This window comes from Streptomyces sp. NPDC056486, assembly GCF_042795295.1.
Lineage (GTDB): Bacteria > Actinomycetota > Actinomycetes > Streptomycetales > Streptomycetaceae > Streptomyces.
Map to the genome: position 1 here is coordinate 19,744 of NZ_JBHTSF010000011.1, position 26,014 is coordinate 45,757.

The following is a 26,014-nucleotide window of genomic DNA, read 5'->3' on the forward strand; positions in this document are numbered from 1 at the left end:
ATCAGCGTCGTCCTCTTCTTGTGTTGTGTATTATATTCTTATGGAGCTTATCAATCCTTTTCTGGTCGCCGCCCGGCGCTACTCTCTCGGAGAGTCGCGCCAGGCTGTGGGAGCAGGATCGGGGCCCTACTGGTGCTGGACTTCAGAACCCGGTTCGCCGCAGGGGAGGTTGATCAGCGAATCGGGTGTGGTCACCGGGCTCCGTCGGAGGGGGGTCGGTCAGGGACTGCTCTGCATGCGCAGGGACGGCCTCGCAGACTGATGGGGAGTCCGCGGCGAAGGCAGGCGGAACTCTGCGTTAACGGCAGAATGGGCGATTCCAGCTGGTGATCGAAAGACACACACCGTGCAGCGATGAGCGCACCGCTGCACAGTCCGGGAAGTCACGCGCGGGAGACCCTGCAGGGAAGGGAGGGACCCGCCCTTCCGGGATCCCGGGAAGGGCGCGACGCGGAGCGCCGGAACGATGGCCGTCCAGGCGTCGGGGAGGCCGGACTCGGCTGTCCTCCTGCCGGAGGCAGGAGGACACGGGTACGCCGCCAAGACGTGGGCGGCGGCGCTCGGCTGGTTCGCCGAGTCGCAACGGTACGAAGCATGGGGCGCCGAACAGCGGATGGGTGTGTGATCCCCGATCACGCCGTCCGGCTGAACCCATGTTCCTGGAGCAGGGACCAACGATCACGCTCCGCGTGTTCGGCATGCGGCCTGCTTCGCCAGCTCGGGTGTGGAGCCGGCCAGAGCGGTGGCGCGGGCATTCCGGCCGGCGCCGGTGCGCACTGCGGGTATGAAGCCGCCGCCTATGAATCCGGTACGGCTGGGTGGGATCACAGGGTGGCTTCGTAGGGATCGCGGTCGTCGGGCACGAGTGGGATCTCGTCGACCTTGCTGATTACGTGGGCGGTCTCGCCAGAGGCAACCGCTTCGTCGATGGCCATCAGAGCGTCCAGCACGTGGTAGCCGAGATCTCCTGTGGCGATGTGCGGCCTCTCTGCGCGGATGGCGCGTGCCATGTCCAGCACCCCGAGGCCGCGACCTGATGCGACACCGACCGGCGTGAGGGTCTCCCATTCGGGCTCGCTGTCCGGCTGGGGAACGCGGGTGATCCTCACGTCTCCCGCGAACGTGTTGGGATCGGGAATGACGAGTGTGCCCTCGGTTCCGGTGATCTCGACGATGCCGGTTCGGGTGAGGGGTGAGTCGAAGCTGAAGGTGCTCTGGCTGACCGCGCCGTCGTCGAACCGGGCGATGGCTGCGATGTGGGTGGGAACGCCGACGGCGAAGTCCGTACCGGCTCTGGCTCCGGTGCGGATCGTGCGGTGAGAGCGGCCGGTTGATCCCACGGCGGAGACTCGGCTGATGGAGCCGAACAGGCTGACCAGGGCCGTGAGGTAGTAAGGGCCCATGTCGAACAGGGGGCCTGCCCCCTTGGCGAAGAGGAACTCGGGGTTTGGGTGCCACAGGTCGGGGCCCGCGTACTGCATGGTGGTTTGCGCGGACAGCGGTGTGCCGATGTCGCCGCGGGCGATGGCCCTGCGGGCGGTCTGCAGGCCGGGGCCCAGGACGGTGTCGGGTGCGATGCCCACCCGAAGGCCGGCAGCGGCTGCCGCGTCGAGCAGGGCGCGGGCGCTGGGCCGGTCGATGGCGATGGGCTTCTCCGACCAGACGTGCTTGCCCGCGGCGATGATCGCCGAACTGACCTCGGCGTGAACGGCGGGAGTGGTCAGGTTGACGATGATGTCGACGTCGGGATGCGCGAGGACGCGCTCCGTCGTTCCCCACTCCCCCACCTCGTACTTGCGGGCCTGGGTCTGAGCCCGTGCCGTATCGATGTCGCCGATGACCACCACACGCACATCGGGAAACTCGGTGAGGTTGGTCAGGTACTGGTCGCTGATGTTGCCGGCGCCGATGAGGCCGATGCCGACCGGAGTGTGAGCTGTCATCAGCTGATGCCCTTCGCGGCCAGGTAGCGGACGGCTGCCTCGATGCCCTCGAAGATGTCACCGCTGTAGTAGTCGAATTCGATGATGGCGAATTCGACATGGGCGGCTGCTGCGATCGCCGCGTCGAGCGGCACCTCCCCCTGGCCCGGTGCGACCTGCCCGGTATCGGCCGGCTCGAACGGGGCTTCGGAGAAGAACGGGTCGTCGATGATCGCCCCGTCCTTGACGTGCAAGGCCTTCACTCGCGCGCCGAGTCGTTCCAGCAGGCCGACCACGTCCTTGCCACCTGCTGCGGCCCAGTACAGGTCGATCTCCAGGTCCACACCGGGGTCGAGGAGGCTCACGAAGTACTCGAAGGCACTCGAGCCGTTGACGGTATGGACGAACTCCTGGGAGTGGTTGTGATAGCCCACGCGCAGGCCGTGATCTGCGGCGCGGTCAGCCGCTTCGTTCAAGAGCGTGGCAGTCCGTGTGATCTCTCGGTCGTCGGTCCACCGGGACGCGGGTACGAACGGGTCGATGACCAGGTCGAGGCCGATCCGCTCGGCGGCGGCGAAGGTGTCGTCGAGCGTCGGGGCATCCGCACCGTCGGGGCGCTGCGGAGACAGCAGCTCGGCGTGCCCGGTCCGGGCCGTCAGTCCGTGACGGCCCAGGGCATCGGCCAGTTCCCCGGGGCGGTGTACGAAGTCGAACACCTCCACATCGCGCAGCCCGAGCCCGGCGATCCGGGCAAGGGTGGCGTCCTGATCAGCTTCCAGGGCCTGGCGGGCGGAGTAGAGCTGGAGCGACAGCTGTGGCGTGGACATGTGCGGGCTTCCTCTCAGACTCAACGGCTGCGCAACGGTTGCATCCGAGCAGAGGTGAGGCACGAAATACCCACACCCATGTCGGTATCTGCGGCGAGAGCGACAATACCTACAGCCCTGACTGTTTTCTATAGTCGGTAGCCTTTCGCCATGACTCAGGCCGAAGCGGCAACGCAGCCAGCGCCCTCGCGCAATTACCCCAAGGGTGAGCGGCGGCGTGCACAGATCATCAAGGCTGCGCTCACCGCGTTCGGGCAGGTCGGCTACCGCAACGCGAGCATGGTTCAGCTCGCGGCGGCCTGCGGTGTCTCCCGAGCTGGGCTCCTGCACCACTTCCCGACGAAGGAGTCACTGCTCGAAGCCGTCCTTCAGGAGCGTGAGGTCCAAGACGACCAGTACTTCTTCCGCACCGGCGCCGACCACACCGACGGACTCGAGTATTTCGCCAGCATGGTTCGACTGGTCGCACACAACCAGGCGAACCCCCTCGTCGTGAGCCTCTTCGCGGTCCTGTCCAGTGAGGCGACCGCCGCAGATCATCCGGCGCGTCCGTACTTCACCGCCCGCTACGAGCGGGCACGCAGCCAGATGACGCAGGCCATCGACAATCTCGCCCACCGCGATCTGCTCCATCCGCACGTGGACCCGTCCGGCCTGGCGGTGAGTCTCATCGCCCTGATCGACGGCCTCCAGGTCCAATGGCTCCTCAGCCCGGACACCATCGACATGCCCGAACATCTCCGGAGCATGCTGCGCAACGTGATCAGCGTCGAACTGCCCACCTGAGGCACCGCCGAACCTCATAGGTCTGTGTTATCGGTTCCAGGGCGCGGGGGCAGGGCGAGTGCAAGCAACTCAAGGGCAGTCAGGGCGTCGTCGGGTCCGGCGGGGGCGAGGACGACGCTGGTCGCGCCGACGGCGTGGCGGGCTCTGATCGCATCGCGTGCCTGGTCGGGGGTGCCGACGATGCTGAGCTGTCGGATCCAGGCCTCGGGCATGGTCTGGACGAATTGCTCGGGATCGGTGCAGGCGGCGCGGTGTTCACGCAGCCGGGCGGCGAACGGCAGAGGGTCGATGTGCGCGGCCCAGGCCGGTTCGCCGATGGACGTCAGGGCACCACGGACGTGGGCGACAGCGGCATGCTCGTCTTCGGCAACAGCGGCGGCGTCGTAGGTGACGATGTGACGGCTTTGCACATCGCAGGTGCTGTTCAAGTGCCTCTGGGAGGCGGTGATGTAGGCCGGGGCGGCGGGCTCGGCCAGCAGGAGCCCGTCGGCCATCTCGCCTGCCACGGCCTGGGACTTGGGGCCGCGCACGCCGAGAAGGACCGGGGGCGCGACGTCGGGAATCTCCGTCAGAACGATGCCCTCGCAGCGCACATACCGGCCGCCGGGAGGGCCGGGCTCACCGCGCAGGAGCAGCCGCAGCGCCCGCGTGTACTCCTTGATGAGTGTCAGGGGACTGGCGGGCCAGGCTCCGGCCTGCCGCATCCAGTCGGGCATGCCGTGCCCGATGCCGGCCATCACACGGCCCTGGTGAAGCTGGGCGAGGGTGGCCAGTTCCATCGCGGCGAAGCACACGTTGCGGGCGCCGGCGGGCAGGATGCCGATCCCGACCGTAATGCGGGTGGTGCCGGCCAGGACCGAGGCTGCTTGCGCGACGCCGCCGCGCCAGCCGAGGTCCTCGACCACCCAGATCTGGTCGAAGCCCAGTTCCTCGGCCCGCCGCGCATACGGCAGCAGATCGTGTACGGGAAGGTCGCGGGGCAGCATCACGCCCACACGTCCGCGGGCGGGAGTGGTATCCGACTCGATCATCGAGGAACTCCTTCAGCTGGTTGGTGGATCGAGCAGGAGACCCAGGCTTGGTCATCGGGTCGGCAGCCAGGTGTCGAGGGCTGCTGCCAGCTCGTCGTGTCGGGTGAAGACGTGTCCGTTCATGCCGATGGCCTCCGCTGCGCGTACGTTCTCGTCGCGGTCGTCGACAAAGAGGAAGTCGGCGGGGGCGGCGTGCATGGCGACGATGCAGTGGCGGAACGCCGCCGGGTCCGGCTTGGCCGCGTGGATCTTCCCGGAGAAGGCGACATGGTCGAGGTGGTTCAGCCAGGGCTGGGCGGCGAGGAAGGCATCCGCGTGATCGGCGGGGATGTTGGACAGCAGGGCGACCTCGGCGACGTCCCGCAGGGACTGCACGTAGGCGACCATGCGGTCGTCGACGCGTGACCAGCTGTCGATGTCGGCGAGCCGCAGCTTCTCGATGATGTCGGGGTGGGCGGGGAGTGACAACCCCTGCAGGACGGCCGTCCAGTACTGGGACGCGGAGAACTGCCCGGCGTCGTAGGGCTGGCGACAAGTCCAGTAGGCGGTGGCGAGGGCGTCCGTGGGCGCGCCGCTCAGTGCGGCCATCTCTTCCATGGCGCCGGGGCGCTGGTGGCGGGCGATGACGCCGAAGAGATCGAACAGCACGATGGGTCGGTCTGTGGACATGGCGAGGGTTCCTTCTGCCTGCGGCGGGTTCTTCTCCCCCGGCCCTGGCGGCCGGAGAGGTGGAGGGCTGTGCAGCACGTGGTCAAGGCGCCTCGTGCCGGAGGCGGGTAGGGCGGTCGCCTGGCTGCTCCGCGCGGAGCACAGGCACGGGCACGGGCACGGGCACGGGCCGGTATCGGGCTCGCCCTGGAGGACACCGCGCGGGGCCAGGGCCAAGGGTCGAGGCGAACGCCGAGGCCATGACGCGGGCGGTGGTGTGGACGCGCCGCGGCAGTGGCGTGCGGGGTGAGGTACTCATTCCGGAGCTCCTCAAGAGGGTGTGAGCAAGCGGATGGGGTCGTCGGTGGTCGGGAGTCGCGCTGCGGCTCGGTCGGGGTGTGTCCGCTCCGTGCGCAGTGGCGCAATGGTGGGCGTCAGGATCTTGGCGGCGACGGCCGCGAGGACACAGGGCCGTGCCGCACAGGCGGTCAGTGGCCGCTGCCTGCCATCTCGCTTCGGCGCGTGCGGTCGGATCCGGTGCGCAGGACCCCGGCGGCCACAGCGGTGGTCACACACAGCAGGGTCAGCAGGATGAAGGCGTGGTTGAGGGCGACGAGGTGGGCCAGCCAGCCGATGACGGCGGGGCCGGCGAGCATGCCGACGTAGCCGAGCCCGGCGACGCGGGAGACGTTGGCCCCGGCTGCGGCGGGGTCGGCGTGCCCGGCCGCGCTGAACAGCTGAGGGACACAGCCCGACAGACCCAGGCCGAACAGTGCCCAGCCGGCGAATGCGGTCCACATCCACGGGCCGAGTGCCACGAGCGTGATGCCGACGGCGGCCGTGGCGGCGCCGTAGCGCAGGATCGCCATGGAACCGAACCGGGAGACGAGGCGGTCGGCGAGCAGCCGACCGATGGTCATGGCCGCAGCGAAGGTGCCGTACGCGAAGGCCGCTGTGCTGTTGGACGCACCGAGGACGTCCTTCAGGTGCAAGGCGCTCCAGTCGTTGGCGGCGCCCTCGCACAACATGACCATCAGCGCCAGGACGGCGAGGAGCCGGATGCGCCCCGTGGCACTGCGGCGCTTGTCGGCCGGTGACGCCTCGGTCTCCCCCGCGGAGCCGGTGTCGGCAGCAGCGGGGCCGGTCGGCAACAGAGCGCGTGCCGACGCCAGGGCGATCACGATGCCCAGGGCCCCCATGGCGGCCATGCCCGCGGCCGGGTTCAGGCCGGCGCTTGCGGCACCCGCTCCGACGAGCGCGGCCAAGACGCCGCCGACCGAGAACGTGGCGTGGAAGCCCGACATGACGGGCCGGCCGTAGGCCTTCTCCACGTGCACGGCGTGGGCGTTCATGCTCACGTCCAGGCAGCCGTTGCAGAAGCCGAAGACCAGCAGGGCGGCCGCCAGCGTCCACGGATCCCGGGCAAGACCGGGCAGCACCAGGGCCGCGCCGCACAGCACGCCGCCGGCGGGGATCACGACGCTCGCGCCGAGGCGGTCGGTCAGACGACCGGCCACCTGCATCCCGGTGAAGGCACCGAGCCCGAGCAGTACCAGGAGGCCGCCCAGTGCCGCGTGGCTGATGCCCACGCGCTCCTCGATGGCGGGAATGTGCACCACCCAGGTGCCCATCAGGGTGCCGCACAGGACGAAGTAGACGTAGGTCGCCACGCGGGCGGTTCGAAGTGAACGTTCCATGCCATCCACCATAACGAACATTATTAATGTGCGCACATGGCATTAATGAACATCTTGAATGTTCGTTGCCCAGTGGTGTTCAATCGCGGTATGAGCAACGCAGACCGGCACAGGCTGATCGCGAAGGTCGTCAGGGATTCGGGCGGTGCCACGGTCCAACAGCTCGCAAAGCTGACCGGGGCCTCGGAGATGACCATCCGGCGCGACCTCGACACCCTGGCCGCCCAGGGCGCCCTCGAACGCATCCGCGGTGGGGCACGCACCCTGCTGCTCAGGGGCGAGGAGCCGCCCTTCGCGCTGCGCGCGCACGAGGCGGTCGACACCAAGCGCAGGATCGCAGCCGAGATCTCCGCGCTCATCGCCGACGGCGAGAGCGTTCTGCTGGACAGCGGCACCACCTGCCTGGAGGTCGCCCGCCTCCTGCGCGAGCGGCCCGTCACCGTGATGCCCCTGTCCTTGCAGGCCATCCACCTGCTCGGCGAGACGCCCGGCCCGGCCACGCTGGTGGTGCCCGGCGGACAGCCCCGCGCCTCTGAGGGAGCCCTCACCGGCCCGCTCACCCTCGCTTCTCTGGCAGCCCTGCGCTTCGACACCGCCGTCATCGGCTGCTGCGGGCTGAGCGCGGCCGACGGCCTGACCGCCTACGACCTCGACGACGCCGCGGTGAAGAAGGCGAGCATCGCCGTGGCCCGCCGCACCATCGTCGCCGCGGACGGCGGCAAGCTCGGCCGCACGGCCTATGCCTACGTCGGCGCTTCCGCACTCCTGCACACCCTCGTCACCGACACCACCGCACCCGCCGACGAGGTGACAGCGCTAGAAGGCGCGGGCACCATCGTCAAAACCGCCTGAACAGTCGGTGAAGGGACCTCCCAGTGATCCGCCGGCAGTACGGCGACACGAGCTCCCGGAAGAGCGGGCGCAGCACAAGGCCGCGGTGGTCGACGGGCAGCCGTACGAAGCCCACGTCCAGAAGGCCCTCGTGCACCCCTTGGACCTGGTCGCCCCAGGATGTGCGCACCACCTGCACACTCAGCTCGGGATGCCTGCGCGGTGGCCAGCAGGGGGCGCGCGTCCTCGAGGAGTTGCGGCCGGCAGCCGTCAGCTCGGTGGTCTGCTTGTTCCTCGTGAACAGCTCCGCGCGCAGTTCCTGCTCCAGTGCGCGGATCTGCCGGGAGAGGACCGGTTGCGTGATGTCCAGCCGCCCGGCGGCCCGGCCGAAGTGCAACTCCTCGGCCACAGCCACGAAGTAGCGCATCTTGCGCAGATCGACATCCACGACATCTCTCACCGTGCAGGCCCCGTGCGCCAGCCTAGTTCCTCCGGAGGGTCGGCCCAGTCGCCCGAGCAGCCGGGTGGCGGCCTCCCCACCCGGCCCCGACTCACCCTCGCTGCTTCCGGCCGAGCCGCTCGATGACCCTGCCGGCGACTTCCTCGCCGTGGTCACGAGAGGTGTCGACCGATTCGGTGATGATGCCCGCCCAGTAGAGGGAGCCGCTGTTCGGCTCGTAGATCACGTCTTCGCCGGGGATGCCGTACTTGGAGTAGGGGGCTCGGGCGAACGGGTCCTTGAACCATTCGTGCTCCAGGACCTTGACGGGGCGGAGCTTGGGGTCCCCCATGATGTTCCGGATCACGTCGAGCACTTCCGCATAGCGGCGCTTGCGGGGCAGGGCCAGTGCGCGCGCGGTGCCCTCGCCTTCGATCAGCGCGGTGAAAACCTGCCCCTTGGGGCCGGGAGCGGCCTTGGGGAGATTCAGCACGTACCACGGCGAGCTGTCGTCGTAGAAGGTGTCGGCCCCGCTGAGGACGTCGGCGTCCTTGGGGAACACCGGGTGGTCGAACTCCATGATCACCTTGTGGATCGATTCCTGCGGCACGGACTTGAAGGCGTCCACCTTCGCGGGCGGAAGCGGTGGGGAGAACTCGATGGTGTCGGCGGCGAGTACGGCGACGGGGACGGTCACGATCGCGGCGCGGGCCCGGTGGGTGACCCGGCGGCCCTGCCGTTCGGCCTTGACGGTGACTCCGGTCGGTGAGTGCTCCACGCGTTTGACGACGGTGCCGAGCCGGATGGACAGCTGGTCGGCGAGGGGAGTCAGGATCTGGTTGTAGCCGCCGATGATGCGGTAGTTCTTGTAGCCGGGCCGAGGGTCCTCCTCGATGGTCTTCTTCCACGGGTGGCCCGGTTGTTCACGTGTGGCGAAGACGGTGTCCTGGTGGGTCTTGAGCCCGAGCTTGCGGACCAGGTCCCAGGTCGAGGCGTCCCGCCCGTGGATCCATTCACATCCGAGATCGACCGGGACCGGCATCGAGGTGCGGTCGGTGAACATCCGGCCGCCGATGCGATCGCGGGCTTCGACGACGACCACCTTCTTGCCCTCGTCGGTCAGTTTCCGGGCGGCGGCAAGCCCGGCCATTCCGGCGCCGATGACGATGACGTCGAGGTCGTCGCTGCCGCCACCGCCTCCGCGCCCCTCGTTCCCTCCCGTCGAGCATGCGGCGAGAGTGCCGGCCATGAGAGTGGCGCCGGTGCCGAGGAGGAAGCCGCGGCGGCCGATCTGGGGGCGTTCGTGGTTCACGTCGCCTCTGCCTTCCCTGCTTGAACGATGTGCGCACGCGTTGCGCACACCACTCACGCTGGTCGATCCGGCGCCGCGTCTGCCACCCGTCAACCGGCGGTCGAGACCCCGCCGGCTGGGGGAACGGCATCCGTGAATCCCATGGTCTCCGGCCCGAAGTTACCGGTCGGTGACTGGCGCCGGAGAGATCTGCCGCATGAGGCTGATCATGTCCGGAGCGACCCACTCCTCGGCGATCTTGTCGCCCTCGATGCGGTAGATCTCGATGCTCCGGAAGCCGACCTGCCGGCCTGTCGCCGGGCTCCCTTGGAAGGTGCCCTGGTGCGTGCCGTGGAAGTGGACCCGTACCGCCACCTTGTCGTCGACGCCGAACATGTCCTCGACGTCGATCTGAAGGTCGGGGAAGCCTTCCCACATGCCCTCGGCCCCGTGCCGCCAGATCTCCGGCCCGTACAGCGGGTCCGGCATCCCGGGGACGTTGGCGATGAAGTTCTCCGTCAGCATCTCGACGCACGCGTCGAGCTCGCCGCGTGCCAGCGCCTCGTAGGCCGCGCGCAGCAAGGCCAGGTTCTTCTCCGTGCGGGTGTCCATCTCGCTGTCCTCTCTGAGGGGATCGCCCCGGCGATCGGTGATCGCTCCGATCCGTACGGCTCTCAGTAGAAACCTTGCCGACGCGTCAAGGTCAAACGATGCCCTCCGGGCCCCAACGCCCTGAGTTCCTCTCGGGGCGACCGGAGACCGCCCGGTCGGCGGGGGTGGTCCCGCTGGTCGGCGGAGTGTTCCGAGGCGGACCGCGCGGTGGGATGGAGGCACAGGCCAGGACCGTGAAGAGGGAACGTGCATGAACACAGCGAGGCACAACAGGCTGGGCGCCGGACCTGCTCCAGCGACCGCGGCGGGAGCCCCTGCCGGAGGCCCGCTGTGCCCCTCGGCGGGTGCCCTGTGAACGGGCAGCTCGGCGACGGGTGGGGAACCGCCTTCATCGTGGCCATGATGGCGGCTGCGGTCCTGGCCGTGATCCGCCCGGATCTCTCCGCCGGGGCGGTCCGGCGCGTCGCCGATCCGCTTGCCGGACCGGCCCGTTGAGTGGTCGAGGACCGATGAAGATCACGCTGCTCCTGTACGACGCCTACCGGATCTCCGCCACCGTCCGTGCCGTGACCCGCCTGGCCACCGCGCTCGCGGCACGCCACGAGGTGGAGATCGTCTCCTGCTACCGGACTGCCGACCGCATGCCGTTCGCTGCGGGGGACGGCGTGCGGGTCCGAACGTTGGTGGACCTGCGGCCCAACTCCCGATACTGCTCGGTGGACCGGGCGGATCTGCGGCGCCCCGGAATCGTGTGCCCGCAGGACGAGACCCACACCGGACCGACCCCTCCGAGCAGGCTCGGCGAGGCCCGACTCGCCGCCCGTCTGCGGGACACCGACGCCGACGTGGTGATCGCGACGCGACCGTACCTCGTCGGGTTCCTGGCCCAATACGGCCTGAGCGACTACCTCCGCATCGGCCAGGAACACCAGACCCGCGATGCGCACGCAACCGCGCTACGGAGCGATCTGGACGCGGCCATCGCACGCCTCGATGCCTATGTGACCCTCACCCAGGGCGACTTGCGCACCTACCGGGCAGCGCTGCCCACCGCGGGGACGCGTCTGACGAGCATCCCGGTCTGCTGTCCCGCACCGGACGCCGAGCCCTCGACCGGCGACTCGAGAATCGTCCTCGCGGCCGGCCGGCTGAACCCGGCGAAGGACCATGACCGCCTGCTGGACGCCTTCGCCAAGGTCGTGGCGCTGCACCCGGACTGGACCCTGCGGATCTACGGTTCCGGCAGGGAGCGGACCCGGCTGCGAAGCCGCATCGAGGAACTCGGCCTGTACAACCACGTGTTGCTGATGGGGGCGCGTACCCCTATGGATCCCGAGTGGGCCAAGGCCGCCATCGCCGTGGTCCCGCACGGCACCGAGTCCTCCGGCACGACCATCGTGGAGGCCATGGGCTGTGGGGTACCGGTGGTGAGCACCGACGGCGACCACGCGCCCCGCGAGATCATCACGCACGGCGAGGACGGACTCCTCACACCGGGCCACGGCCCCGTCGCCGACGCGCTCGCCGACGCGCTGTGCCGCCTGATCGAGAACGGGACCGAGCGCCGGCGAATGGCCGCAGCCGCAACAGCGAACGCCGAGCGCTTCCGGCCGGAGCACATCACCGCACAGTACGAGGCACTGTTCGCCGACTGCAGGCACGAGCTCGGCGGCGCAGTGCCCCGATCGAGGGGGAGGGCGTCCTCCGGCGGTCACCGAATGCGGCGCCGCACGCGCCTGCTCGTCGAGCGCCTGGGCGCCGGCCGGTCCCGCTCGGCCGCCACCGTCAACTGTCGGGTACTGGGAGGGGGTTCGCTCCTCTTCAGCGTGCCCATGGAACGGCTGGCTCCCGGCTCCTGGGAGCTCATGCTGCACCCCCGGCACGACGGAAGCGTCGATTCCGTACGCCTGCCGCTCGAGCGGCACACCCACCAGGGCGACGGCCCTTCGTGGGCCCTTCTCGAAGGCCGCCACTCGGAACTCGCCGACGGCGACTGGGACGTACACCTCGCACGAGGCAGCGGCGGCAGATCACGTCGTGTCCGGGCAGGGCTCATCGAGACCGCACACCTCCTGGATCCGGGCAGCCTCCGTCCAGCGCAGGGCGAAGGGCAGACATGGATCCCGTACGCGACCGAAGAGGGGGCACTCGCACTACGGACCTGGCTCAGGTCGGCGCACGCGGAGGTCACCTCGGTCGAAGTCGGCCCTGAGGCTCTCCGGTTGACGGGCTCGCTCCAGGGACGGGCTGCGCGCGCCCACCACTACCGCTTCCAAGCCCGGCTCCAAGGGGTCGCTGTCACTGCCTACAACGCTCATTGCCACGTCAACCTCCGCGGCGACTTCGACATCACCATCCCGTTCGGCGAGATCGCCGAGCACCATCCCGGCAACGACGCGACCTGGGAGCTGAGCCTGATCGCGTACGGAGGGCCGGAGCTACGCCTTGGGATGGTGAGCGGTGATCTCCCGGACCGCCGGGAGATCTGCGTCTTCCCGGCGGTTCGGTACCCGGACTCCTGCGGTGGCGCGCTGTCCCTGCACCCTCAGCTGACGCACGATCACGACTTGGTGCTCAGAACCAAGCCTTCTTCATCCCTTCCACTTCGACGAACCCAGGAGTCCGACCGATGATGAACACCCCTGCTCAGGATCCTGCGCGGTGGTCGTTCACGCGGTGGTAGCCCGCCGATGACATGGGAGTTGATGTAGTCAGCGCCAGGACCCGGGGCGGCGCTCAGCCCGCCCACTCCCCCACCGACGACAACGACATCGAGGCCGCCTTCGCGAACGGTGTGCGCACGCGTTGCGCGCACCACCCACGCTGGTCCACCCTGCACCGGGCTCCCCCTGGCGGTTGAGCCCCCGCCGGTTTGGCCCATGAGGCGCCGCAGGGCCGCACGTCTCACAGTGGCGCCCTTCGGTGCCGATCCGGCTGCTCAGTCGGTGTGGGAGGGCAGACGCAGCCGGATCCGGTAGCCGCCGTCGTCCGTCGGCCCGCCCACGAAGGTGCCGCCCAGCAGTTCCGCGCGTTCGCGCAGGCCGATGAGGCCCTGCTGGGAACTGGGCAGGGCGAGGGCGGGGCGGGTGGGCGCGGTGTTGGTGACCGTGACCTCCGTGTCCTGACCGGCCCGGGAGATCTCGATGCGTACGCGCGCGCCGGGTGCGTGCTTGCGTACGTTGGTGAGCGCCTCCTGCACGGTGCGGTAGACCGCCCGCTGACCGGCCGCCGCCATGTCCCTCGCGGGCGCACCGCTGAGCTCCACATCGATACCGCTGTTCGCGATCAGCTGCTCCAGCTGGGCGAGAGTGGGCTGTGGAGTGAGTTCGGTGTCGCCGCTGCCGGAGGCGCGCAGGACATCGACCATGTGCCGGAGCTCGTCGAGGGTGGCCACGCTCAGCCTACGGATCGACCGGGCGGCCTCGCGGCTTGGGATGTCCTTGGACGCCACCTGCATCGCCCCCGCCTGCACGGCGATCAGGCTCACCTGGTGGGAGACGACATCATGCATCTCACGGGCGAGCTGGGCGCGTTCGCGGGCCAATACGGCCTGGGCGTGCAACGCCCGCTCGTGCTCGCGGGCCTCCTCGATCTCGGCGAGCTGCTGCTTCAAGTCGCGCCGGGCCTGGACGAGTTGCCCCACGAGCACCGGGGCAAGCGCGGCGGCCAGGAGATAGCCGAAGTAGATCACGCTCCAGGGTTCGCTCGGCTCGTTGTACCCCTCCATCGGCCAGGGGAGGGCCAAGGCGGTGGCGGAGGCCAGGGCGCAGCCCGCCAGGAGGCTACGGTCCCTGGAGCGCTCGGCGAGTGCGTACAGGGCGGCGATCAGGGCGACCAGGACCTCCAGGAGCAGGGTCGCGGGCAGGATCAGCAGGAACACCGTCAGCGGGAAGCGGCGCCTGAACAGGAGCGCCGAGCAGGTGCCGACTGTCAGGGCCACGATGATGGCCGTGAAGTCGTCCTCCCGGTTGAACCAGACGTCGAAGGCCACCAGAGTGATGAGTCCCGCATCCCGCACCCAGGCGGGCACGGACCAGCGGCGCATTACGCCTCGCCCGCCTTGTCCCGCGGGTCCAGGAGGCCCGTACGCTGGGCGATGAGGGCCGCCTGGACCCTGCTGGCGACACGGAGCTTGGTGAGAATGGCGCTCACATGGTCCTTGACCGTGCCCGCGCTGAGGTGGATCCGGGCGCCGATGTCGGCGTTCGAGAGGCCCTCGGCGATGAGGGCGAGGACATCGCGCTCCCGGTCGGTGAGCCGGCCCACGCGGGTGGCCTCATCGGCATCGGTCGGCGCCGGACCGCTGGGCCGGTCCCGCAGGACCGCCCTGGATGCTCTCGGGGACAGGACGACACCGCCCGCCGACAAGGTGCGTACGAGCTGCGCCAGCTGATCCGGCTCGGTGTCCTTGAGCAGGAACCCGGCCGCTCCGGAGTGCAGCGCGGTCATGACGTACTCGTCGGTGTCGAAGGTCGTCAGCATCGCCACCACCGGTGGCACCGGCAGCGCGTGCAGCTCGGCGAGCACGGTCAGTCCGTCCACGTCCGGCATCCGGATGTCCAGCAGTACGACGTCGGGGCTCTCCCGGCGTACGGCCGCGACCGCCTTCGCGCCGATCGCGGTGGCGACGACCTGGATGTCGTCCGCCGCGTTCAGGATCAGTTCGAAGCCGGACCGCACCAGGGCCTCGTCATCCACCACCACTACCCGGATCACAGTCGTTCCTTCGCACTCGTACGGCGACGTGCTGCCGCTGACCTGCCGACCTTAGGCCGTGACCGGCGCTGGACGGGGCCTGCGGCGGCCGGGGCAGTCGACCGGCGGGGACGTTCCAGCCGGTTGGGGGACCTGCCCGACCGGGTGGCGGCGACAGGGGTGATCCGTGGCCCGCGCGTCAAGCCGCCATTGCACGGCGGCAAGAGGGCGTTCATGGAAGGAGGCATCTCTCGCGCTGGAGGGCGTTTCATGCGAACCGGCCCGGGTGCCGACCTCGGCGCGCCCTGCCCGCCGATCGGAGGGGTGTTTCGGAGGGGTGTTCCCGCCTATCGGCGGAGGCGGAGCGGACATGTGCCGGATACCCCGAGAGGTGCCGCCTTTCCAGTCTGGAGGGCATGACTCCGCCCCCGGCTGCCGCAATCGGGCCACTGCCCGTACCGCTCTCGGTGGAGCCCGCACCGCCGGGCTCGGGAGTCCGCCTGGCCGGTGTGGACCTCGCCCGCGCACTGGCGGTCTTCGGCCTGTACGCGGCCTATGTGGGCCCGGACCCTTCCATGGGTGGGGTGGGCGGCTTCCTGGTGGGGCTCGCGCAGGGCCGGGCGTTCGGGCTGTTCGCGTTCCTGGCCGGGTTCTCCGTCCTCCTCATGACCGGGCGCCGCACTCCCAAGACCGGACGCGAAGGCCGTCGTGCCGTCACGAAGGTGGTCATCCGGGCCGTGATCCTGCTGGCGCTCGGCACGGCTCTGGCCTTGACCGGTATCGCGGCCGAAATGATCCTGGCGGGCATCGGCGTATGTCTGCTCCTGGTGCTGCCCCTGCGCCGCCTTGGCGCGGGCCCGCTGGCCGCCCTGTCGTTCGGTGCCTCGTTGTTTCTGCCGCAGTTGGTGTCCGCGGTTCAGCGAGCGCCGGCCGTCGACGACGCGTCCGCCGGGGCCGGTTCGGACCTGGTCGAACTGCTGTTGTTCCCGGGCAGCTACTCGGCGCTGACGTGGATCCCGTACTCCTTGGCCGGTATGGCCGTGGCTCGCCTCGATCTGTCCGTGATGCTCGTACGCATACGGCTCGCCGTCACCGGCGGAGTCCTCGCGCTCGTCGGCCACGGAGGCGCATGGCTGTCCACCGCAGCCCCACACGGCCGAAGCACCCTGGCGGTGCTGGGGAACACGGGCGTGGCCCTCGCGGTCCTCGTCGGGTGCGTCGCCGTCACTGCCAAGGCGCGGCCTCGACTGCTGCTCGGACCGGTACTCGCGGTCGGGGCCATGTCCTTGACGGCGTACGTCTTCCTCATCGCCGTGAGCGGCCTGCCGGGCGGCACACAATCGCGTGACGTACCGCTGCTCGTCCCGGTCGTCTTCATCGGAATCATCACGCTGTTCGCCAGGGACTGGTTGCGCCACTTCGAGCGAGGCCCACTCGAGTCCGTCCTGCACGGTGCCACCAGGATCGCGGATCGGATCCGGTGACCGCGGATCCGGCCGACGCCATGGACAGTTCATCCCCGAACGGACGTCGAGACTGAACTCAGCAGACCGTGCTCCTGAGCTGCGGACACCGGTTGCGCGTCCCCGAGTCGGTATCGCACCCGGCACCGTAAGGCCCTGAACTGCACGTCAACGCCGCTGCCCGGCGAACTGGAGTGCCGGATAGGAGACTTCAGCGATTCTCCGGGGCCGGTGGACCTGCCTGCCCCTCCGCGGCTCCCACCACCCGGCGGGGGTGCGGCGGCCGGACGGCGGATGGCGGATTCGAGGGCGGCTCGGCGAGCGTGGGAGGTGAAGCGCAATACGTACGCAAACCGTTGAAGACGGGAAGGGCGAACCAACATGGAGCACAAGATCCCCCGAGTGGGCCCCCTAGGCCTCCTCGCCGGAGTCGCCGGAGAAGTAGCGGCCACCTCCCGCGCCGTGTGGTCGGCCGATACCGAACGCACCGAGCCGACCCGGCCAGTCGCAGCCCCCACCGAACCGGCGCAGCCGAACACGGGAGCAGGCACGGGAGCAGAACCGGGAGGTGAGCTGGATGTCGTCGTCATCGGCGCGGGTGTCGCCGGGCTGAGCGCCGCCAGGGTCCTGGCGGATGCCGGAAAGAACGTGATCGTCGTCGAGGCGCGAAGTCGTATCGGCGGCCGTCTGTGGACCCAGCCGGACGCCATGTCCGTCCCGATCGAGCTCGGGGCGCAGTTCATCCACGGGCGAAACGCCTCCACGTGGGAGCTGGTCAGACAGCTTGGTCTGCAGACCTACACACACGGCCACACGTTGTCCCGCACGCGCGTGGGCGGCCCGTGGAAGAAGAAGAACCTTAGGTTCCCCTCCAACTTCCAGGTCGTGGGCGGCTACGAGCAGATCCTCACCCCCCTCGCCGACCAGCTGTCCGTCCAGCTCGACACCGTGGTGCACCGGGTGGAGCACTCGCCCGGCCACGCCGTCGTCCACGCCGAACAGCAGGGCGGCCCGGTCACCTATCGGGCCCGTGCCGTGGTGGTGGCCTTGCCTGTCGCCGTACTGAACGCCGATGCCGTCGAGTTTTCCCCGGCGCTGCCTCAGGAGAAGACGGCTGCCTTCAGGGCCGTGCCGCACGTCGCGATCTCGAAGGTCATCATGGAGTTCGACCGACCGGTCTTCCCGGACGATGCCGACCACGTCGTCGAAGCCGGCAGCCAGCTGTGGCTGATGAACGCCGCCATGGGGAACCCCGAACACTCGGGGCGCATCATCTTCGCGGGAGCCGAAGAAGAGGAGGCCGAGCGCCTGTTGGCCATGCCGGCGGAACGGCGTCACAAGGAGTACCTCGAGGTGATCCGGGGCATCGCGGGCGACCCCGGCCTCACACCCGTGAAGGTCATGGAGCATGAATGGGCCAAGGACCCCTTCGCCCGCGCCGCCTTCACACACTCCTGGAAAGTCACCGGCGTCCGGAAGATCTACCAGCCGGTCGGCGATACCCTCTTTTGGGCCGGCATCGTCACCGACCAGGTCGACTTCTCCCATGACAGCGGCACGCAGGCCGCCGCCCGCCTGCTGAGCCGGCTGGGGTGGGTCCCGGCTCGGTGACTCGCGAGCGCTCCATCGGCGCTTTCATCTTGGCGATGCGGCACTCCACGATCTGACCTTGCCTGGCGCATCCAAGTGGGTCATTCCTCCAAGGCCATGTCGCTGTAGCACCGAGCGACCGCGTGGACCGCCTCTTTAGGTCTGTCGCGCCGTCGTCGGTGACCGCCATGACCCCGAAGCCGGCCTTGTCGAGGTCGAGACGAGGGTCGTCGTGATGCGGCAAGTCAGGCATGGCGAAGGTGAACACGAAGCAGCCGTGCACGCCTCCAGAAGGAACCGGCGCCCCGATTGTTTTAGTCGGGGCGCTTTCAACACTCATCGGGTCGCCGAAATGTGTCGGTACGCCGCCGAGCACGAGGCTCACCATCGTGCACCGCCCCTCCTCCGCGCCGGACTTGAACCCGGTGGATGGGGTGTGGTCACTGCTACGGCGTGGCCCACTGGCCAACGTCGCCTCCACCGACGACGAACGTCTCGGACGTGGGAACCCGCCGCCCGCGCCCCTGACCGGCGGGGGCCCAACCCCCAGTCGGCGGATGTCGGTTGGACGGCAGGGCCGGGAATCGTGAGCCACACACAGCGATCACACCCAGAGAGCCGAGGCACCATGGAACACAGACTCCGCCTGCTGAGCCGACGCGGCATCCTCACCGGCGCCGCCGCGGGAGTAGCGACCACGGCGCTCGCCGCCTGCGCGAAGGAGAAAGACAGCGGCGGCAGCGGGAGCGGCGGCGGCACCGAGGACCTCGACGTGATCGTCATCGGCGCCGGCGTCGCCGGTCTCGCCACGGCCCGCGAACTGACCGACGGCGGCAAGAAGGTCATCGTCGTCGAAGCCCGAGACCGCATCGGCGGCCGCATGTTCACCGACCACACCTCGATGTCGGTCCCGATCGAGTTCGGCTGCCAGGTCATCCACGGAGCGAATGCCTCGACCTGGGACCTGGTCCGCAAGCAGAAGCTCAAGACCCACCAGCTCGTTACCGTCGCCACCCGTAAGCAGCCGGGCGGCCCGTGGAAAAGATCCGAGCTGCAGGACGGCGGCCTGTTTGACCAGCCTCCTGGAGCCGTCCCGCCCGAATACAAGAACTACCGCGTCATCGGTGGCTACGACCAGGTCCTCGCTCCACTCGCCGACAAGCTGTCCATCCGGCTCAACACCGTCGTCAAACGCGTCGAGTACGCGCCGACCGGAGTCGTCGTCAACGCTGAACGACGGGGCCGCCCGGTCACCTACAAGGCCCGCGCCGTGGTCGTGGCCATCCCCGTCCCCGTCCTGGCCGCCGACACCATCGAATTCGTCCCACCCCTGCCGGCGAAGAAGGTCGAAGCCTTCAAAGCCGTACCGCAGGACCCCACCATGAAGGTGCTCCTGGAGTTCGACCACCCGGTGATCCCCGAAGATGCCGACGTCGTCAAGGATGCCGCCGTGCCGTGGTGGCTGGTGAACGGCTCGAAGGGGGAGCCCGGTTACAAGGGGCAGATCTTCGTCGTCGTAGCCGATTCTCCTGAGGACACCAAGCGTCTGCTGGCCCTGCCCCGCGAACGGCGCCACAAGGAAGTCCTCAACGCGATCCGGGACATCACCGGCGAACCCAAACTCCAGCCAGTCAAGGTCGCCGAGCACGAATGGGCCAAGGACCCGTTCGCTCTCGGTGCCCTCTCCCCCTACGACGTCCCAGCTGCAGACGTGATCTACGAGCCGAACGGCGAGACCCTCTATTGGGCCGGCATCATCACCGAATCGGTCAATACCTCTCGCGACCACGGCAAGAAGGTCGCCGCCCAAGTACTCAAGCAGCTCGGCGGACGATGAGGAGGGGGGTGCCTTCTCCTTGGGTAGTCCAAGATTCTCGTAGGTATTGATCCAGGCGGCGGTTCAAGGCGCAGGGTGACTCGCGGTCGGTCAGACTGGGCGCGTGTGACATCGAACTCGCCACGGAGCTACCGCAGTTGGCGAACTCTCCGGTGGCGAACCCGGCAGCGTCAGCGTTCAGCGGAGGCTTATAGGGCAAATACCGGCTACTGGACCAGGACCCATACTGGGTGGACTTCCCCTAGTTCGCGCGCTGCGACGCATCCAGGGCGACCGTGGCCTGCACGGTTCCCAAGCCGTAGGTTGCTGAACGCCGGCGGGGGCGCCCTCAGCCGTTGTGCCCCGCCGGCCACGCATCCCCGGAAGAGAGAAGGTGACCGTGCCCGACAGTATTGAGTGGATCGCCGACGCATGGAACGCCAGGGGCCTGTACGTCACCTGCGCCCGTGGCCTCAGTCCACAGCACCTGGCTGAGCGCATGGCCGATCACGAGCCCCTAGAGGTCCGATCGGCTGCCACCCTCCAGGAAGCATCCAGCCTGGTCGACATGGCGCAGGTCTACTGCGTGGGGCGCATCGGTCAGGCCGGGGGCTGGTCGTTCGTCGTGGAGAGCGGAGCCAGCGAAGGCTGGGCTCTGGACCCGGCCGTGTCCCGTGGGGCCGAGGTACTGATCTTCGATCCGCGCCCGGACGACCCGCCCGCCTTCTTCAGCTACCACGCCGACGGCGAGGTACAGCTTCACTTCGAGCTGGGAGCCGGCTACGACCCCGCCGGATCCCGGCCCGATCTGCTGCGCCCCGACCTCGAAGCCGCCGGAGTCATCCCGCCACAAGACTCCATCGACGACATGCTGGGCACGGACGAGGAACTGTCGGCACACGCACAACAACGCCGAGTCCTGGCGGTCATCGGCGAGCACTTCGGACTGCCCCTGCCGCGGCAGACCATCGAGAGCGGGCGCCTGCCTGCCGTAGTGACCCGCACAGCGCCCCCGTCCTCCTGGTAGCGCGGGGGTGTTCCGCAACCACCCTGGGTACAGGCGGCCGGGTTTCCGTCCTCCCCACCGGCGTGGGAAAGGCGACCATCGATCGAATGGGCTCTGCGGCCTGAAGCGCGTTGCACATCGGCGATCATGCTTGGCTCCGGCCACCAGCGGCGAGGCCAACTGCCCAACTCCGAGCCGACCGACGGCCCTGCGCACAAGCCGGGCCGGAGTGTTCGCCGCTGAAAACCTGCTGCATCCCGTAAACACCGCTGATGTCGCCGCACTGGACGGCAAGCATGTAGCCGAGCAGGTCATCAACCACCTCCTCGGTCAGCCGAGGCCGGCCGACGGAGTCCGTCTGCTCGCCGACGCTCCCTTCCGCTGGGTCTCCCCGCAGATCCTGCGCCGCCAGGACCCGGCCCTCGCACAGGGCCGACTGTTGTTGTGGAACGATGAGTTCGTCCGCTTCCCGAAGATCACCGTCTGCCAGGACGGACGCACGATCACCCGTCGCACCCTCGCCTGGCCGGCTGCCCCAGGCCGCGTGTTCCGCATCCCCTCCGGCGTTCTCGACGGAGTCTCAGTCACCGGGGGCCCGTTCCACATCGGATGGGGCGTGGAAGCCACCGGCGGATGGGTACCGGTGCGGTGATGATCGTGCCGGGTATCCTGGTCGATGTCGCGGGGCCTGAACCGATTTGGCAGATGTCAGGTGCCCCACCACCTGCTGTGACGCTACAGCCGGAGCCGACCGCAGACCCTCGAAGTGGGAGCCGCATGGATACGACGCCCTCATCCGATGCTCGGTCGGTCCGCTTCTCCACTGCGGGCATCCCCGAGCCGGATCGGGTGGCGTCCTGGGAGGCCCACAACACCGCCTTGGTGGCGCCGATGCGCTTCCGTCCCCTGCAGTCCGTCTTCCACGCCTCCAGTGTCCGCACGACGATCGGCGCGCTCGACATCGTGCGCACGGCCGCGACCTCGCACGTGGTCGAGCGCGACGCCGGACACGTACGCGACCATCCCGCCGACCAGGTGGCGGTACACATGATCCTGCGCGGCGAGTCCGCGTTCTGCACCAGTGACGGCGTCCTCACGCTGCGCCCGGGGCAGGTCCTCCTCCACAGCGACCAGCCCTTCCTGCGCGGCTACGCCGGGGACCAGCACGACCTGTCGATCACGGTGCCTCGTTCCCTGTATGCCGAATTCACCCACGGAGCACCGCCGCCCCGGCCCCACGTCGTCGACGTCGACGGTCCCCTGGCTGCCTGCGTGATCGCCCTCGGGCGCCTGCTCGACGGGGCCGCCCGGTCGGAGACGTCCGTGAGTCCGGACGACGCGACGGTGCTGGAACTGTTGGCGGCGCTCGTCTCCGGACGGCGTGCGCCCCTGTCCGCGGGCGCCCACTACGCCGCCGCCCGTGAGGTGGCCGAGCGCCATCTGCACGACCCGGGACTGAGCGCGACGTCCATCGCGGCACGGATCGGCATCAGCGAGCGTCAACTCTCCCGGGTGTTCGCCGCCCAGAACACGACCGTGCCGCAGTTCGTGCGCGGTCTGCGGCTGGACCGCGCCCACCGGATGCTGGCGACGTCCGGCGGACGTGAGCGTCTCACGGTGACCGAGGTCGCCCACAGGTGCGGCTTCGCCTCCGCGTCCCATTTTTCGACGAGCTTCGCCAAGCGCTTCGGCATTCGCCCCACGGACCTCGCGCGGCAGGCCCGCGGCATGGCCGCCGTCACGTCCGACGGGGCGCGCCGAGCGGAGTGACACGGGTACGGCCCGGTCCGGTATTCGGCAGCCGGGGGCCGGCTACCGGGCCAGGTCAGCAGCGCACGTGACCTTCGGCGCCGCAGGTGCTCAGGCCTGCTCCAGGCCTGCGGACAGGGCCCCGAACGAGCCGCGGAAGAACAGCAGGGGAGCGGCGTCCGGGTGGCCAGCCAGCGCCACCACCCGGCCCACGACCAACAGGTGGTCGCCGATCGGATACTCCTCGACCAGTTCGCACTCGACATGGCCCGCTGTGCCGTCGAGCACGGGAGCGCCGGTGACCTCGTGGCGCCACCGCACCCCTGCGAACTTGTCGCCGCCGCTGTGGGCAAACGCCGTGGCGAGTTCGGCCTGGTCCTCAGCGAGGATGCTGACCGCGAACCGGCCGGCCTCCCGGATCGTCGGGTAGCTCCTGGAGGTGACCCCCACAGCGAACGCGACCAGCGGCGGGTCCAGCGACAGGCTCGTGAAGGACTGGCAGGTCAGGCCAGTCAGGTGGCCATCGAGCGAGGCGGTGACAATCGTGATGCCGGAGCAGAACCTGCCGAGCACATCGCGGAATCGGGCCGCGTCGAAGTCCGGGGCGGTATCCGGGGCGATGAGCGCGGTCTTCATCAGCCCCCGGCCTTCGTCGTGTCGCTGTTCACGGCGGTGGTCTCGGCGTCGGTCACGGCCCGGGCCCGACGCGCCTCCAAGTCGGCTGCAGCGAAACGAAGGGTCATGAGGTCCCGCGTCATCGCGGCGGGGTGGGTGCGGTAGGCACTGAAGTCCCGCCAGTAGCGCTCGGAACGGGTCCCCTGGCGGAGTGCACTCGACCCGCCGGTGCGGACGAGGAGGTCCATCGCCTCGGTTGCGTATCGTCCGCCCTGCGCGCACAGGTTCGTCAGGCGCAGGTCGTCCGCGACACCGAACTCCCCCTCGCCCCGCACCCCACGCTCGCTGAGGTCGTGATAGAGCTCCCCCACCTGCCGCAGCACCGCCTCGGCGGCGTCGAGCAGGGAGCACGCCTCGCCGTACCACCGCTGGTAGTGGGCGTCGTCCGCACGCAGACCGTGCGGGTTCCACATCGGCTTCTTCTCCAACAATACCGACCGGTACTCGTCGAGCATGGCGCGACCGATGCCTGTCGCGACGGCGAGTGACTCACCGAAGAAGAAGCCGCTGAAGCGCCCCGCGTACATGGGATTGCCGTGCAGAGCCATGCCGACGGGCTCAGCCCACAGAGGATCCTGCCCATCGACCTCGCGCACGTTGCCCAGCGGCACCACGGCGTTCTCCATACGGATGGAAGGCGAGCCGGTGCCCCGCAGGCCGATGTTGTCGCCCCAGTCGTCGAGCACCGTGTAGCACGACCGCGGCACCACGGCCAGACCGAAGCGGGGCGCACCGTCCTCACCGGGTGGCAACGCGACGGTACCGAGCGCGTGGGTCGAGTACGGAGCCCCCGAGTTGTAATCCCAGGTGCCCTTCAGCTCCCAGCCGTCGCCATGGGCAACCGCGCGGACCGACGGGACGACACGGTGGGGGGCGATGAAGTGTCCGTCCTCACCCATCGCCTCGGACTGGACCTCAGGACCGAACAGCGAGGAGAACAAGAGCACGTGCCCCGAGCCGAGGGCCAGACACCAGCCCGTGGAGGGGCAGCCCCGAGCTATCTCGACGATGACCCGGTAGAACTCGGCCACCCGCAGCTCGTAGCCGCCGAGGGTCCTGGGCTGGAGCATGCGGTAGAAGCCGTCCCGCTGAAAGACTTCGTGGGTCTCCTGCGAGTAGTACGTCCGCTTCTCCGTCGCCTCCTGCTCGGACCGGAGGTGGTCGCGCAGGTCGCGGGCCCGCTGCAGGAAGTCGTCGACGGTGAGGCCGGGTTCGGGCTGGGCCAGCACGTGGCCCAGCAGATCAAAGTCACCAGTCGGGGGAGCCTGCCTGGGGTGGGAGGCCGATGTGGGGTGGTCGGCGTGTGCGGTGTCGTCAACGGTGGTCATCATCGCTCCTTGTTCTCGCCACATGCCCCGCCTGCCGTACCTACACATGGCGGGGCCACCGGGCGGGCGGCCACGGATTCAGCTCCGTAGCTGCGCGAATCCCGGTACGAAAGAGTCTCAGGGCACCGGCGCGCCCGCAGCGAAGGATCGGGTTGATCACGGCGGAAACGCGAAGAGATGGCGGATCAGCACCTACGGAGAGCACGCGGGACCACCCCGCCCGGGCCGGACCTTCGGCCGGGGTGCTCACCGCGTCGCATACCTGATCGATGCGAGTTCGCAGGATCCGAAGCGTGTGGGTGCCCGAAACTCGGCTACCCCTGCTGACCTGGCCTTGCGGTTACTGCCGACGAGCGACCGGGATAAGGACGGGGACTCGGCACCACCGCACACCCCACCGCACACACGTACCGCCACGAACTCCTGGACCGCACCCTCATCTGGAACGAGCACCACCTACGCCACGCGCTCCGCCAGTTCGAGCTGCACCACAACACCCACCGGCCCCACCGAGCGATGAATCGGGCAGCGCCCGTGACCGCCTCGGCGGAATCCTCCACGAATACCAACACGCCGCCTGAACTGCGCGGATGAGGTATTCGGCAGGCGCGGTGTTCACTGTCGTGTCAAGAGGCGCGTACGAGTGCGCGTACGACCTCGTGGAAAACCCGTTGAGGGCCGTCGCCGGACGCCCCCTCGCGCTCAGCTCCGGTCGGACGCCGCGCGGGCCCGCCAGCGTACGGCCAGATCGAGGTCGCGGTCCGCCTTCGCGAGCAGGTCCGCCATGGCGGCGCCGGAGCGGGGCGCGTCGCCGTCGCGGATGGCGTCAAGGACCGCGCGATGGCTGGGCACCGGGTCGTCGGCGCAGCCGTGCGGACCGTGCACAATGCTGTCGCGGGCGCGCAGGGCAGGGGCCATCAGGTCGTGCAGCATGGCCAGCATCTCGTTGCCGGACGCCACGAGGAGCGCGTGGTGGAAGTCGGAGTCGGCGGCGACCGCCTCGGCCGCGTCCTCGCCGGCCCGGGCCATGCGGTCGAGCGCCGCGTCGAGGTCCTCCAGCTGCTGCGTGGTGCGGCGCTCGGCGGCGCGGCGCACGGCGGCGGGTTCCACGATGGAGCGCATCTCGGCGAGGTCGCGCAGCACCGCTTCCCCTTCGCCACCCTCGATGCGCCAGCGGATCACATCCGCGTCCAGGACGTTCCAGTCGGTGCGCGGGCGGACGAAAGTGCCGCGCTTCTGGCGGGAGGCGACCAGCCCCTTGCCGCCGAGGACCTTGAGCGCCTCGCGGACGACCGTGAGGCTGACGCCCATGTCGTCGACGAGTGTGCGCGGATCGAGGGTGGCGCCTACGGCCACCTCGCCCCCGACGACCCGGGAGCCGAGCGATTCGACGACGCCTCCGTGGACTCCGCGCCCAACGTAGGACACCATGCTCCGCTCCCCTCTGCGGGACGGGCCGAGTGCCCGCGCACCATCTGCGGCCACTTTAATTCATAATTTTTAGAAGCTCAATGAGCCCTCCGCCGGGATCGACCGCCCCGCCTTGCCGAGAAATTAATTATGAATAATTCTTGACGGGACCCGGTGTCTGCTGATGCAGTCCTGGCC

Annotated in this window: 24 protein-coding genes and 1 pseudogene; 12 read left to right on the forward strand and 13 right to left on the reverse strand. The window is 69.2% G+C overall.

Going from position 1 to position 26,014, the window contains the following annotated elements; translation table 11 throughout:
* Positions 1-466 precede the first annotated feature (466 nt).
* On the forward strand, positions 467-625 hold the full coding sequence (locus ACFQ7F_RS07450; protein ID WP_383267519.1) for a hypothetical protein: 159 nt from the start codon (positions 467-469) through the stop codon (positions 623-625).
* 199 nt (positions 626-824) lie between these two features.
* Here the strand turns inward: ACFQ7F_RS07450 and ACFQ7F_RS07455 are convergent, their stop codons facing one another.
* A complete protein-coding gene (locus ACFQ7F_RS07455) occupies positions 825-1,943 on the reverse strand; it encodes a Gfo/Idh/MocA family protein (RefSeq protein ID WP_383267522.1) in 1,119 nt (372 codons plus the stop codon).
* Complete coding sequence (locus ACFQ7F_RS07460; protein WP_383267525.1) at positions 1,943-2,749, reverse strand: sugar phosphate isomerase/epimerase family protein; 807 nt, start codon at positions 2,747-2,749, stop codon at positions 1,943-1,945. The genes ACFQ7F_RS07455 and ACFQ7F_RS07460 overlap by 1 nt, the downstream gene beginning before the upstream one ends.
* Positions 2,750-2,899: 150 nt before the next feature.
* On the opposite strand from ACFQ7F_RS07460, the gene ACFQ7F_RS07465 reads away from it, so the two are divergent.
* Positions 2,900-3,535 carry a TetR/AcrR family transcriptional regulator gene (locus ACFQ7F_RS07465; protein ID WP_383267528.1) on the forward strand — a complete coding sequence of 212 codons (636 nt, stop codon included), beginning with the start codon at positions 2,900-2,902 and terminating at the stop codon, positions 3,533-3,535.
* Between the two features lie 14 nt (positions 3,536-3,549).
* Here ACFQ7F_RS07465 and ACFQ7F_RS07470 read toward each other — a convergent pair whose 3' ends face one another.
* The 3 genes from ACFQ7F_RS07470 to ACFQ7F_RS07480 form a co-directional block, all read right to left on the reverse strand.
* Positions 3,550-4,566, reverse strand: a complete 1,017-nt coding sequence (locus ACFQ7F_RS07470; protein ID WP_383267531.1) for an LLM class flavin-dependent oxidoreductase — start codon at positions 4,564-4,566, stop codon at positions 3,550-3,552.
* 51 nt (positions 4,567-4,617) lie between these two features.
* Positions 4,618-5,235 carry an HAD family hydrolase gene (locus ACFQ7F_RS07475; protein ID WP_383267534.1) on the reverse strand — a complete coding sequence of 206 codons (618 nt, stop codon included), beginning with the start codon at positions 5,233-5,235 and terminating at the stop codon, positions 4,618-4,620.
* Positions 5,236-5,702: 467 nt separating this feature from the next.
* Entirely contained in the window at positions 5,703-6,911 is a 1,209-nt protein-coding gene (locus ACFQ7F_RS07480) for an MFS transporter (protein WP_383267537.1), read from the reverse strand.
* Between the two features lie 90 nt (positions 6,912-7,001).
* Here ACFQ7F_RS07480 and ACFQ7F_RS07485 point away from each other — a divergent pair, with 90 nt between their 5' ends.
* A complete protein-coding gene (locus ACFQ7F_RS07485) occupies positions 7,002-7,763 on the forward strand; it encodes a DeoR/GlpR family DNA-binding transcription regulator (protein ID WP_383267540.1) in 762 nt (253 codons plus the stop codon).
* Here ACFQ7F_RS07485 and ACFQ7F_RS07490 read toward each other — a convergent pair.
* The 3 genes from ACFQ7F_RS07490 to ACFQ7F_RS07500 all read right to left on the reverse strand — a co-directional run bounded on the left by ACFQ7F_RS07490 (position 7,750) and on the right by ACFQ7F_RS07500 (position 10,084).
* Positions 7,750-8,190 carry a LysR family transcriptional regulator gene (locus ACFQ7F_RS07490; RefSeq protein WP_383267543.1) on the reverse strand — a complete coding sequence of 147 codons (441 nt, stop codon included), beginning with the start codon at positions 8,188-8,190 and terminating at the stop codon, positions 7,750-7,752. The genes ACFQ7F_RS07485 and ACFQ7F_RS07490 overlap by 14 nt on opposite strands.
* A 103-nt stretch (positions 8,191-8,293) precedes the next feature.
* Positions 8,294-9,493, reverse strand: a complete 1,200-nt coding sequence (locus ACFQ7F_RS07495; RefSeq protein WP_383267547.1) for a flavin monoamine oxidase family protein — start codon at positions 9,491-9,493, stop codon at positions 8,294-8,296.
* A gap of 159 nt (positions 9,494-9,652) precedes the next feature.
* Positions 9,653-10,084 carry an ester cyclase gene (locus ACFQ7F_RS07500; RefSeq protein ID WP_383267549.1) on the reverse strand — a complete coding sequence of 144 codons (432 nt, stop codon included), beginning with the start codon at positions 10,082-10,084 and terminating at the stop codon, positions 9,653-9,655.
* Positions 10,085-10,435: 351 nt separating this feature from the next.
* Between ACFQ7F_RS07500 and ACFQ7F_RS07505 the strand changes: the two genes are divergently transcribed.
* Complete coding sequence (locus ACFQ7F_RS07505) at positions 10,436-10,579, forward strand: hypothetical protein (protein WP_383267551.1); 144 nt, start codon at positions 10,436-10,438, stop codon at positions 10,577-10,579.
* Between the two features lie 14 nt (positions 10,580-10,593).
* Positions 10,594-12,717, forward strand: coding sequence for a glycosyltransferase (locus ACFQ7F_RS07510; RefSeq protein ID WP_383267554.1), 2,124 nt, complete (start codon positions 10,594-10,596; stop codon positions 12,715-12,717).
* A gap of 305 nt (positions 12,718-13,022) precedes the next feature.
* Here the strand turns inward: ACFQ7F_RS07510 and ACFQ7F_RS07515 are convergent, their stop codons facing one another.
* Positions 13,023-14,129: a sensor histidine kinase gene (locus ACFQ7F_RS07515; RefSeq protein ID WP_383267557.1), complete on the reverse strand. Its 1,107-nt coding sequence runs from the start codon at positions 14,127-14,129 to the stop codon at positions 13,023-13,025.
* Complete coding sequence (locus ACFQ7F_RS07520) at positions 14,129-14,800, reverse strand: response regulator (protein WP_383267559.1); 672 nt, start codon at positions 14,798-14,800, stop codon at positions 14,129-14,131. The genes ACFQ7F_RS07515 and ACFQ7F_RS07520 overlap by 1 nt, the downstream gene beginning before the upstream one ends.
* A gap of 395 nt (positions 14,801-15,195) precedes the next feature.
* On the opposite strand from ACFQ7F_RS07520, the gene ACFQ7F_RS07525 reads away from it, so the two are divergent.
* The 6 genes from ACFQ7F_RS07525 (at position 15,196) to ACFQ7F_RS07550 (ending at position 22,424) form a co-directional block, all read left to right on the forward strand.
* Entirely contained in the window at positions 15,196-16,263 is a 1,068-nt protein-coding gene (locus ACFQ7F_RS07525) for a DUF418 domain-containing protein (RefSeq protein ID WP_383267563.1), read from the forward strand.
* Between the two features lie 360 nt (positions 16,264-16,623).
* On the forward strand, positions 16,624-17,853 hold the full coding sequence (locus tag ACFQ7F_RS07530; protein ID WP_383267565.1) for an FAD-dependent oxidoreductase: 1,230 nt from the start codon (positions 16,624-16,626) through the stop codon (positions 17,851-17,853).
* 607 nt (positions 17,854-18,460) lie between these two features.
* Positions 18,461-19,669 (forward strand): flavin monoamine oxidase family protein, encoded by a 1,209-nt coding sequence (locus ACFQ7F_RS07535; RefSeq protein WP_383267568.1) that lies wholly within the window; start codon positions 18,461-18,463, stop codon positions 19,667-19,669.
* Between the two features lie 379 nt (positions 19,670-20,048).
* Positions 20,049-20,675: a DUF6461 domain-containing protein gene (locus ACFQ7F_RS07540; protein ID WP_383267571.1), complete on the forward strand. Its 627-nt coding sequence runs from the start codon at positions 20,049-20,051 to the stop codon at positions 20,673-20,675.
* Positions 20,676-20,883: 208 nt separating this feature from the next.
* Positions 20,884-21,306: a hypothetical protein gene (locus ACFQ7F_RS07545; protein ID WP_383267574.1), complete on the forward strand. Its 423-nt coding sequence runs from the start codon at positions 20,884-20,886 to the stop codon at positions 21,304-21,306.
* Positions 21,307-21,431: 125 nt separating this feature from the next.
* Complete coding sequence (locus ACFQ7F_RS07550; RefSeq protein ID WP_383267576.1) at positions 21,432-22,424, forward strand: helix-turn-helix domain-containing protein; 993 nt, start codon at positions 21,432-21,434, stop codon at positions 22,422-22,424.
* 90 nt (positions 22,425-22,514) lie between these two features.
* On the opposite strand, the gene ACFQ7F_RS07555 is transcribed toward ACFQ7F_RS07550, so the two are convergent.
* Positions 22,515-23,039, reverse strand: coding sequence for a flavin reductase family protein (locus ACFQ7F_RS07555; protein ID WP_383267581.1), 525 nt, complete (start codon positions 23,037-23,039; stop codon positions 22,515-22,517).
* Positions 23,039-24,406, reverse strand: a complete 1,368-nt coding sequence (locus ACFQ7F_RS07560; protein ID WP_383267584.1) for an acyl-CoA dehydrogenase — start codon at positions 24,404-24,406, stop codon at positions 23,039-23,041. Before ACFQ7F_RS07560 ends, ACFQ7F_RS07555 begins: the two co-directional genes overlap by 1 nt.
* 405 nt (positions 24,407-24,811) lie before the next feature.
* On the opposite strand from ACFQ7F_RS07560, the pseudogene ACFQ7F_RS07565 reads away from it, so the two are divergent.
* Positions 24,812-24,987: pseudogene (locus ACFQ7F_RS07565) on the forward strand (integrase); the annotation flags it as partial.
* Positions 24,988-25,108: 121 nt separating this feature from the next.
* On the opposite strand, the gene ACFQ7F_RS07570 reads toward ACFQ7F_RS07565, so the two are convergent.
* Positions 25,109-25,837, reverse strand: a complete 729-nt coding sequence (locus ACFQ7F_RS07570) for a FadR/GntR family transcriptional regulator (RefSeq protein WP_383267587.1) — start codon at positions 25,835-25,837, stop codon at positions 25,109-25,111.
* Positions 25,838-26,014 lie beyond the last annotated feature (177 nt).

What these genes read in the sequence shown, in the direction of transcription:
- ACFQ7F_RS07570 (WP_383267587.1), bottom strand. Translation starts at nt 25,837, where the DNA reads ATGGTGTCCTACGTTGGGCGCGGAGTCCACGGAGGCGTCGTCGAATCG.
- ACFQ7F_RS07550 (WP_383267576.1), top strand. Translation starts at nt 21,432, where the DNA reads ATGGATACGACGCCCTCATCCGATGCTCGGTCGGTCCGCTTCTCCACT.
- ACFQ7F_RS07525 (WP_383267563.1), top strand. Translation starts at nt 15,196, where the DNA reads ATGACTCCGCCCCCGGCTGCCGCAATCGGGCCACTGCCCGTACCGCTC.
- ACFQ7F_RS07560 (WP_383267584.1), bottom strand. Translation starts at nt 24,406, where the DNA reads ATGACCACCGTTGACGACACCGCACACGCCGACCACCCCACATCGGCC.
- ACFQ7F_RS07465 (WP_383267528.1), top strand. Translation starts at nt 2,900, where the DNA reads ATGACTCAGGCCGAAGCGGCAACGCAGCCAGCGCCCTCGCGCAATTAC.
- ACFQ7F_RS07500 (WP_383267549.1), bottom strand. Translation starts at nt 10,084, where the DNA reads ATGGACACCCGCACGGAGAAGAACCTGGCCTTGCTGCGCGCGGCCTAC.
- ACFQ7F_RS07535 (WP_383267568.1), top strand. Translation starts at nt 18,461, where the DNA reads ATGGAACACAGACTCCGCCTGCTGAGCCGACGCGGCATCCTCACCGGC.
- ACFQ7F_RS07470 (WP_383267531.1), bottom strand. Translation starts at nt 4,566, where the DNA reads ATGATCGAGTCGGATACCACTCCCGCCCGCGGACGTGTGGGCGTGATG.
- ACFQ7F_RS07455 (WP_383267522.1), bottom strand. Translation starts at nt 1,943, where the DNA reads ATGACAGCTCACACTCCGGTCGGCATCGGCCTCATCGGCGCCGGCAAC.
- ACFQ7F_RS07515 (WP_383267557.1), bottom strand. Translation starts at nt 14,129, where the DNA reads ATGCGCCGCTGGTCCGTGCCCGCCTGGGTGCGGGATGCGGGACTCATC.
- ACFQ7F_RS07475 (WP_383267534.1), bottom strand. Translation starts at nt 5,235, where the DNA reads ATGTCCACAGACCGACCCATCGTGCTGTTCGATCTCTTCGGCGTCATC.
- ACFQ7F_RS07485 (WP_383267540.1), top strand. Translation starts at nt 7,002, where the DNA reads ATGAGCAACGCAGACCGGCACAGGCTGATCGCGAAGGTCGTCAGGGAT.
- ACFQ7F_RS07480 (WP_383267537.1), bottom strand. Translation starts at nt 6,911, where the DNA reads ATGGAACGTTCACTTCGAACCGCCCGCGTGGCGACCTACGTCTACTTC.
- ACFQ7F_RS07450 (WP_383267519.1), top strand. Translation starts at nt 467, where the DNA reads ATGGCCGTCCAGGCGTCGGGGAGGCCGGACTCGGCTGTCCTCCTGCCG.
- ACFQ7F_RS07530 (WP_383267565.1), top strand. Translation starts at nt 16,624, where the DNA reads ATGGAGCACAAGATCCCCCGAGTGGGCCCCCTAGGCCTCCTCGCCGGA.
- ACFQ7F_RS07510 (WP_383267554.1), top strand. Translation starts at nt 10,594, where the DNA reads ATGAAGATCACGCTGCTCCTGTACGACGCCTACCGGATCTCCGCCACC.
- ACFQ7F_RS07460 (WP_383267525.1), bottom strand. Translation starts at nt 2,749, where the DNA reads ATGTCCACGCCACAGCTGTCGCTCCAGCTCTACTCCGCCCGCCAGGCC.
- ACFQ7F_RS07555 (WP_383267581.1), bottom strand. Translation starts at nt 23,039, where the DNA reads ATGAAGACCGCGCTCATCGCCCCGGATACCGCCCCGGACTTCGACGCG.